This window comes from Streptomyces sp., assembly GCF_035563135.1.
Lineage (GTDB): Bacteria > Actinomycetota > Actinomycetes > Streptomycetales > Streptomycetaceae > Streptomyces.
Genome location: NZ_DATMVN010000537.1, coordinates 25,816 through 33,796 on the forward strand (window position 1 = coordinate 25,816; position 7,981 = coordinate 33,796).

Genomic DNA, 7,981 nt, shown 5'->3' on the forward strand with positions numbered 1-7,981 from the left:
GTGCTCCTTCACAGGTGGCGGCGTCGGGCTGCGATCTGCCGGTCGTACTCTTTCCTGGCCTCGACCGCCGACGGGCGGGTCGCGGTTTCGGCTACGGGAACATCCCACCACGCCTGTGCGGGCGGGGGCCCCGACACTGTGTCTGCCGTTTCGGTCTCGACGTAGACACAAGTGGGACGGTCCGCGCCGCGCGCCTCGGCGAGAGCCCCGCGCAGCTCCCCCACCGTCCCGGCACGCAGTACGTCCATGCCGAGGGAGGCCGCGTTGGCGGCGAGGTCCACGGGCAGCGGGGTGCCGGTGAACGCGCCCTCCGGGGTGCGGTGCCGGTAGGCGGTGGCGAAGCGTTCGGCGCCGACGGACTCGGAGAGGCCGCCGATGGACGCGTAACCGTGGTTCTGCAGGATGACGAGCTTGACGGGCAGGCCCTCCTGCACGGCGGTGACGATCTCGGTGGGATTCATCAGGTACGTCCCGTCGCCGACCAGGGCCCAGACGGGCCGGCCGGGGGCCGCGAGCTGGACCCCGAGGGCGGCGGGGATCTCGTATCCCATGCAGGAGTAGCCGTATTCGACGTGGTACTGGCGCGGGGAGCGGGCCCTCCACAGTTTGTGGAGGTCGCCGGGGAGGGAGCCCGCCGCGTTGATCAGGATGTCGTCCTCGGTGACCAGTTCGTCCAGCAGTCCGAGGACCTGGGCCTGGGTGGGGCGGGCGTCCGGGTCGCCGGTGGCGAAGGCCGCGTCGACGCGCTGCTCCCAGCGGTCCTTGGCGTCGGTGTACGCGCTCTCGTAGGCGGGGCCGACGCGGTGTCCGCGTGCGCCGAGGGCCTCGCCGAGTGCTTCGATCGCGGTGCGGGCGTCCGCCACGAGGGGCAGGGCGGCGAGCTTGTGGGCGTCGAAGCCGGTGATGTTGAGGTTGAGGAAGCGGACGGCCGGGTCGGCGAAGAGGGTGCCGGAGGCGGTCGTGAAGTCGGTGTAGCGGGTGCCGATGCCGATCACCAGGTCGGCCTCGCGGGCGAGCGCGTCGGCCGTGGCGGTGCCGGTGTGGCCGATGCCGCCCACGTCGGCGGGGTGGTCGTGGCGCAGGGAGCCCTTGCCGGCCTGGGTGGAGGCGACGGGGATGCGGGTCGCGGCGGCGAACGCGGCGAGGGCTTCCTCCGCGGCACTGTGGTGGACGCCGCCGCCCGCGACGATCAGGGGGCGGCGTGCGGTGCGGACCGCGCGGACCGCCTGTTCCAGTTCGTACGGGTCGGGGGCCGGCCTGCGTACGTTCCAGACGCGCGTCGCGAAGAACTCCGCCGGCCAGTCGTACGCCTCGGCCTGTACGTCCTGCGGCAGTGCGAGCGTGACGGCGCCCGTGTCCGCCGGGTCGGCGAGGGTGCGCATGGCCTGGAGGGCGGCCGGGATCAGTGCCTCGGGGCGGGTGATCCGGTCGAAGTAGCGGGAGACGGGGCGCAGGCAGTCGTTGACCGATACGTCGCCGGTGTGCGGCACTTCGAGCTGCTGGAGCACGGGGTCGGCGGGGCGGGTGGCGAAGGTGTCGCCGGGCAGGAGCAGCACGGGCAGATGGTTGACGGTGGCGAGCGCGGCCCCGGTGACGAGGTTGGTGGCGCCGGGGCCGATGGAGGTGGTGACGGCGTGGGCGGAGAGCCGGCCCGACTGGCGGGCGTAGCCGACGGCGGCGTGCACCATGGCCTGTTCGCTGCGGCCCTGGAGGTACGGCATCGCGGGGCCGGCTTCGACGAGCGCCTGTCCGACGCCGGCGACGTTGCCGTGGCCGAAGATGCCCCAGGTGGCGTCGATCAGGCGGTGGCGCCGGCCGTCGCGTTCGGTGTACTGGCGGGCGAGGAAGGTGATGAGGGCCTGGGCGGTGGTGAGCCTGCGGGTGGGCCCCGGGGCGGTGCCGGACGTGCTGCGTGGTGTGGTCACCGGGCGGCCTCCGCGTCGTGGTGCGGCAGCGTGGCCTTCGTACCGTGGTGCGGCAGCGCGGCCTCCGCGTCGTCGTGCGGCAGCGCGGCCTTCGCACCGTGGAGCGGCAGTCGTGGGTCGACGGGCTGTGTGGGCCAGGTGTCGCGGATCCAGCGGTGGTCCGGATGGTCGCGGATCAGCCATTCACGCTGCTCGCCCGGGCCCGCCATCACGTTCAGGTAGTACAGGGTGCGGCCGGGCGGGGCGATGGACGGGCCGTGCCAGCCGTCGGGGATGAGGACGGCGTCACCCGTGGCGACTTCGGCGAGGACGTCGGTGCCTCCGGGGCGGGAGGGCGACACCCGGTGGTAGCCGAGCCCGTCGCCCTCGACCTCGAAGTAGTAGATCTCCTCCAGCACGGACTCGGTGCCGGGGTGGTGCTCGTCGTGCTTGTGCGGCGGGTACGAGGACCAGTTGCCGCCGGGGGTGAGGACCTCGACGGCGATGAGCCGGTCGCAGTCGAACGTGTCGGCGGCGGCGAAGTTGTTCACCTGGCGCGAGCAGGCGCCGGCGCCGCGGAGCTCGACCGGTACCTCCGGCGCGGGGCCGTAGCGAGCGGGGAGTCGTCGCTCGCACTTCGCTCCTGCCAGGGCGAAGCGGCCTCCGGCGCCGGAGGCGATCTGGGCGCGGGCGTCACGCGGGACATAGGCGAAGTCGGTCGCAGCGCCGAACACGTCTTTCCTGCCCAGCAGTTCAAAGATTTCACCTGCCGTCCGCACCGTACAGCCACCGGACAACGGCAGGATGATCCATTCGCTCTCCCCGGTGACCAGGGTGTGAACACCACCCGGTTCGAGCTCCAGGACGCGCAGGCTCGACCGCTCCCACCCGGCCCGCTCCGGGTCGATGTCGAGGGCGTAAGGGCCGCGCGCCGCACGGCCGGCCCTGAGGTGGTGCCTCTGCTGCTCGTCGGTCGTCGTCATGGCTCATCCCTACCCGTCGGCCCGCTCGTTCACAGAAGACCTGGTGCCACTCGCTCACAGCAGTCCCACGGCCGTGTCGACCGCGCCCGCCACGTCCCCGTCGGCGGGGTAGAGCAGTGACCGCCCGACCACCAGCCCCTGGACGGTCGGCAGCCGCAGCGCGCCGCGCCATCTCTCGTACGCCCGGTCCGGGTCTCCCGTGACCTCGCCGCCGAGCAGGACGGCGGGGAGGGTCGAGGCCCGCATCACCCGGCCCATGTCGTCGGGGTCGTCGGTGACGGGGACCTTGAGCCAGGTGTACGCGGATGTCCCGCCCAGGCCCGAGGCGATGGCGATGGAGGTGGTGACGGCGGTGGCGCCCAGGTCGGCGCGGAGCCCGTCACCGGTGCGGTGGCAGAGGAACGGTTCGATGAAGACCGGCAGCCGGCGGGCGGCCATCTCGTCCACGGTCCGTGCGGCGGTGTGCAGGGTGTCCAGGGACCCCGGGTCGTCGTGGTCGATCCTCAGCAGGAGTTTGCCCGCGTCGTAGCCGTGGCGGGCGAGGTCGGCGGGGCGGTGGCCGGTGAAGCGGTCGTCGAGCTCGAAGGCGGCTCCCGCGAGGCCGCCGCGGTTCATGGAACCGAGGACGACCTTGTTTTCGAGGGCGCCGAGGAGCAGCAGGTCCTCCAGGACGTCGGCGCCCGCGAGCACCCCGTCGACGCCGGGGCGGGCGAGGGCGAGGCAGAGGCGTTCGAGCAGGTCGAAGCGGTCGGCCATGGCCAGGTCGTCGTCACCGACGGCGAGGGCGCCGCGGGCCGGGTGGTCCGCCGCGATGACCATGAGCCGGCCGGTGGGTCCGACGAGGGGCCGTCTGCGGCGGGCGGCGGCGGCCTCGGCGACGGCTTCGGGGCGGTGGGCGCGGAGCCGGACGAGATCGGTGACGCCGGCGGCGGGCGGGGTCATGGGGTGGTTCCTGTCGCTGTGCCGGTCACACCCTCGGCGAGGGCCTGTTCCACCTCGTGCGGGAACGGCATCGCGGACGAACAGGCGAGGCGGGAGGCGACGATGGCCCCGGCGGCGTTGGCGTAGCGCATGACGTGTTCCGTGTCCCAGCCGGCGAGGAGGCCGTGGCACAGGGCGCCGCCGAAGGCGTCACCGGCGCCCAGTCCGTTGACGACGTCGACGGGGAGGGGCGGGATCTCGGCGGTGGTGCCGTCGCGGTGGACGGCGAGGACGCCCGCCGGTCCCTGTTTGACGACGGCGAGTTCGGGCCCGGAGTCGAGCAGGGCGCGGGCGGCCGCGTGCGGTTCGCGTTCTCCGGTGGCGATCTCGCACTCCTCGACGTTCCCGACGGCGACCGTGGCGTGGGCGAGTGCCTCGCGGTAGTGGGCGCGGGCGGTCCCGGCGCCGCCGTCCTTTCCGGCAGCGCCTTCGCCCCAGAACGCGGGGCGCCAGTCGAGGTCGAAGACGGTGACGCGCGAAGGGCCGGACGCCTCCGGTGCCGGTGCCTGGCTGCGGGCCCGGAGCGCGGCGAGGGTCGCGGTGCGGCTGGGTTCGGCGCACAGGCCGGTGCCGGTCATCCAGAAGACCCGGGCGGCCCGCACCGCCTCCAGGTCGAGCTCCCCGCTGCGGATCTCCAGATCGGGTGCCTTGGGCTGCCGGTAGAAGTAGAGCGGGAAGTGGTCCGGCGGGAAGATCTCGCAGAAGGTGACCGGGGTCGGGTACTCCGCCACGGCGCTCACCCACCGGTCGTCCACCCCGAAATCCCCCAGTGCCTGGTGGAGGTAGTCGCCGAAGGCGTCCCGGCCGGTCCGGGTGATCAGAGCCGTACGCCGTCCCAGCCGGGCCGCGGCCACCGCCACATTGGACGGCGAGCCCCCGAGGAACTTCCCGAAGGTCTCGACCCGGGCCAGCGGCACACCGGTCTGAAGCGGGTAGATGTCCACCCCGATCCGCCCCATGGTGATCACGTCGTACGGCTCAGGCATACGCATCCCTTCGACCCGGTGCCCCGGCCCGGCAGTTCGTCCCGGGAGCCGGCCACGGCCGGACGGCCGCTCCCAGGTCTAACCTCCGCCCCGCACCCTGTCAACACTTTGTCCGGACATTCGGACGAACCCTTGACACTCCACCAGGAGGACTGGAGGGTGGGCGATATGACCTCCTCCGTACCCTCTTCGGCCCGCATCCGTATCGGCTCGGCACCCGATTCGTGGGGAGTCTGGTTCCCCGACGATCCGCAGCAGGTGCCCTGGGAGCGATTCCTCGACGAGGTCTGCGAGGCCGGCTACGAGTGGATCGAGCTCGGCCCGTACGGCTATCTGCCGACCGAACCCGCCCGGCTCGCGGACGAGACCGCCCGCCGGAACCTGGCCGTCTCCGCGGGCACGGTCTTCACCGGATTGCACCACGGCCCGGCGGTCTGGGACCGGACCTGGGAGCATGTCGCGGACATCGCGGCACTCACCCGGGCGATGGGCGCCGGGTACCTGGTCGTCATCCCCTCGTTCTGGCGGGACGACAGAACGGGTGAGGTGCTGGAGGACCGCACGCTCACCCCCGCGCAGTGGCGTGACCTCACCACCCAGACGGAGCGCCTGGCGCGCGAGGTGCGGGACCGTTACGGGCTGCGGATCGTGGTGCACCCGCACGCCGACACGCACATCGACGGCGAGGAGAACGTCAACCGCTTCCTCGACGCCACCGACCCCGGCCTGGTCTCCCTCTGCCTCGACACCGGCCACTACGCGTACTGCGGCGGGGACAGCGTGAAGCTCATCCGGACGTATGGCGAACGGATCGGCTATCTGCACCTCAAGCAGGTCGACCCGGCGGTGCTGGCCGATGTCGTGGCGGACGAGGTGCCGTTCGGCCCGGCCGTGGCGCGTGGCGTGATGTGCGAGCCGCCCGGCGGGGTGCCCGCCCTGGAGCCCGTGCTGGATGCCGCGCGCGCCCTGGGCACCGACCTGTTCGCCATCGTCGAGCAGGACATGTATCCCTGCCCGCCCGACAAGCCGCTGCCGATCGCGCGCCGGACCCGCGAGTTCCTCCGCACCTGCGGTCCCGCGCGGCCGTCCTCCTGAGCCCTTGGGCCCCGGGGCGTCGAGCCCCGGGCGGCTCCGGCCCCTCAGGCTCCCGGTTCGATGATCGTGACGCCCGCTCCCGGCGTGGTGCCCATCGCGGCGAGGGCGGCCGGGGCGGCGTCCAGGGTGAGGGTGGAGGTCACCAGCAGGTCCGGGCGCAGGGTGCCGGCCCGGACCATGTCCATCATCGGCGGGTAGGCGTGAGCGGCCATGCCGTGACTGCCGAGGATCTCCAGCTCCAGCGCGATCACCCGCGCCATGGGGACGGCGGGGTCACCGGCCGCCGACGGCAGCAGCCCGACCTGGACGTGCCGGCCCTGCCTGCGCAGGCTGCGCACCGACGCGGCGCAGGTGACCGGGGAACCCAGCGCGTCGAGCGACAGATGCGCACCGCCCCCGGTCAGTTCGCGTACGGCCTCGTCCGCGCCGGCGGGGTGCGCGGAGGCGTCCACGCACGCGGAGGCCCCGAAGGCCCGGGCCAGTTCCAGGGCCTGCCGCGACACGTCGACCGCGACGACCCTGGCGCCGCATGCCACCGCGATCATCACGGCCGACAGCCCGACCCCGCCGCATCCGTGCACGGCGACCCACTCCCCCGGCGCGACCCGCCCCTGCCCCACCACGGCCCGGAACGCCGTGGCGAACCGGCACCCGAGCCCGGCCGCCGTGGCGGACGACAGCCCTTCGGGCACCGCGACCAGATTGACGTCGGCCTGCTCCAGCGCCACGTACTCGGCGAAGGACCCCCAGTGGGTGAAGCCCGGCTGGGTCTGCCGCTCACAGACCTGCTGGGCACCGGCCGCGCAGGCGGAGCACCGGCCGCAGGCGCAGACGAAGGGCACGGTGACCCGGTCGCCGGGGCGCCAGTTGTGCACCCCGGGGCCCGCCGCCTCGACCACTCCGGCCAGTTCGTGCCCGGGGACGTGCGGGAGGACGATGTCGGGGTCGTGGCCCATCCAGCCGTGCCAGTCGCTCCGGCACAGTCCCGTGGCCTCGACCCGGACCACGACTCCTCCGGCCGAGGGGGCGGGGTCCGGGAGGTCCCGGACACGCGCCTCCCGCCCGAACTCCTCGAACACCACTGCCCGCATCGGCCCCGCCTCCCGTGATCCCGGCTCGCGCCGTCCGGCTCCTCGACCCGGCGAATCTACGCCCCGGCCGGTGCGACGCGCCCGATGCGGGAGCAGAGAGGACGTCCATACCCCCTAGGGGTATACTCGTACGTACGGGAAGACGCACCGGGCTCCCCAGTGCCCTCTCATGCCACATCCGACACATCTGCCACATCCCATGTGCCTGCGAAGAGGAGAACGTCATGACCGCCGAGACCGACACGCCCCAGGCCGCCGGCTCCTGCTGCTCGTCCACCGGTTCCCGTGACGGCGGGGCGCCCGGCGCCCGGGCAGGCGTCACCACCGTCTACGAGGTGAAGGGCATGACCTGCGGCCACTGCGAAGGGGCGGTGTCCGAGGAGATCTCCGGGATCGAGGGCGTCACCTCGGTGAAGGCGGAGGCCACGACCGGCCGCGTCACCGTCACCTCCGCCGCGCCGCTGACCGAGGACGCCGTACGCGCCGCCGTCGACGAGGCGGGTTACGAACTCGTGGGCCGCGCCTGAAACCGGCCGCGTCTGAAACCGGCCGCCCCACGCCGGACGCACCACGCCGGCGCATGCCGCCCGCCACCGGCGGGTCCCGCGCCGGCCGGCACCTCCCGTCGGGCCCGTTCCGTCACCAGGGGAAGCAGATACTGGTGGGGAACGGCCCGACTGCTCGACGTTCGACCCAGGAGTCCGCACACATGGCCAGCACCACGGCAGCAGAGGCCCCGGCGGCGGAGGCCTCCGACGCCGAGCTCACGATCGGCGGGATGACCTGCGCCTCGTGCGCGGCCCGCGTCGAGAAGAAGCTCAACCGCATGGACGGGCCCGTGAGATGGCGTACGCCGCCTCGGCGAACCGGCCCCACGGGAGGTCGGGCCCGCCGAACCCCTGCGCCACGGCCACTGGGTCGTCATCGGCCGATTCCACCGG

Annotated in this window: 8 protein-coding genes; 3 read left to right on the forward strand and 5 right to left on the reverse strand. The window is 73.4% G+C overall.

The window, feature by feature from the left end:
• Positions 1-8: 8 nt before the first annotated feature.
• The 4 genes from iolD to iolC are packed head-to-tail and all read right to left on the reverse strand — an operon-like array spanning position 9 to position 4,854.
• Positions 9-1,925, reverse strand: coding sequence for a 3D-(3,5/4)-trihydroxycyclohexane-1,2-dione acylhydrolase (decyclizing) (iolD, locus tag VN520_RS23780; protein WP_325748972.1), 1,917 nt, complete (start codon positions 1,923-1,925; stop codon positions 9-11).
• Positions 1,922-2,887: a 5-deoxy-glucuronate isomerase gene (iolB, locus tag VN520_RS23785; RefSeq protein ID WP_325748973.1), complete on the reverse strand. Its 966-nt coding sequence runs from the start codon at positions 2,885-2,887 to the stop codon at positions 1,922-1,924. Before iolB ends, iolD begins: the two co-directional genes overlap by 4 nt.
• 54 nt (positions 2,888-2,941) lie before the next feature.
• A complete protein-coding gene (locus tag VN520_RS23790) occupies positions 2,942-3,829 on the reverse strand; it encodes a Cgl0159 family (beta/alpha)8-fold protein (protein WP_325748974.1) in 888 nt (295 codons plus the stop codon).
• Positions 3,826-4,854, reverse strand: coding sequence for a 5-dehydro-2-deoxygluconokinase (gene iolC, locus VN520_RS23795; protein WP_325748975.1), 1,029 nt, complete (start codon positions 4,852-4,854; stop codon positions 3,826-3,828). The genes VN520_RS23790 and iolC overlap by 4 nt, the downstream gene beginning before the upstream one ends.
• Positions 4,855-5,022: 168 nt before the next feature.
• Here iolC and VN520_RS23800 point away from each other — a divergent pair, with 168 nt between their 5' ends.
• Positions 5,023-5,949, forward strand: coding sequence for a sugar phosphate isomerase/epimerase (locus VN520_RS23800; protein ID WP_325748976.1), 927 nt, complete (start codon positions 5,023-5,025; stop codon positions 5,947-5,949).
• 44 nt (positions 5,950-5,993) lie between these two features.
• Here the strand turns inward: VN520_RS23800 and VN520_RS23805 are convergent, their stop codons facing one another.
• A complete protein-coding gene (locus VN520_RS23805; RefSeq protein WP_325748977.1) occupies positions 5,994-7,040 on the reverse strand; it encodes a zinc-dependent alcohol dehydrogenase family protein in 1,047 nt (348 codons plus the stop codon).
• A gap of 224 nt (positions 7,041-7,264) precedes the next feature.
• Between VN520_RS23805 and VN520_RS23810 the strand changes: the two genes are divergently transcribed.
• Both VN520_RS23810 and VN520_RS39690 read left to right on the forward strand, forming a co-directional pair.
• Positions 7,265-7,567 carry a heavy-metal-associated domain-containing protein gene (locus VN520_RS23810; RefSeq protein ID WP_325748978.1) on the forward strand — a complete coding sequence of 101 codons (303 nt, stop codon included), beginning with the start codon at positions 7,265-7,267 and terminating at the stop codon, positions 7,565-7,567.
• A 182-nt stretch (positions 7,568-7,749) separates the two neighbouring features.
• Positions 7,750-7,981 (forward strand): heavy-metal-associated domain-containing protein (locus tag VN520_RS39690; RefSeq protein WP_414719926.1); only part of this gene is annotated, 232 nt, incomplete at its 3' end.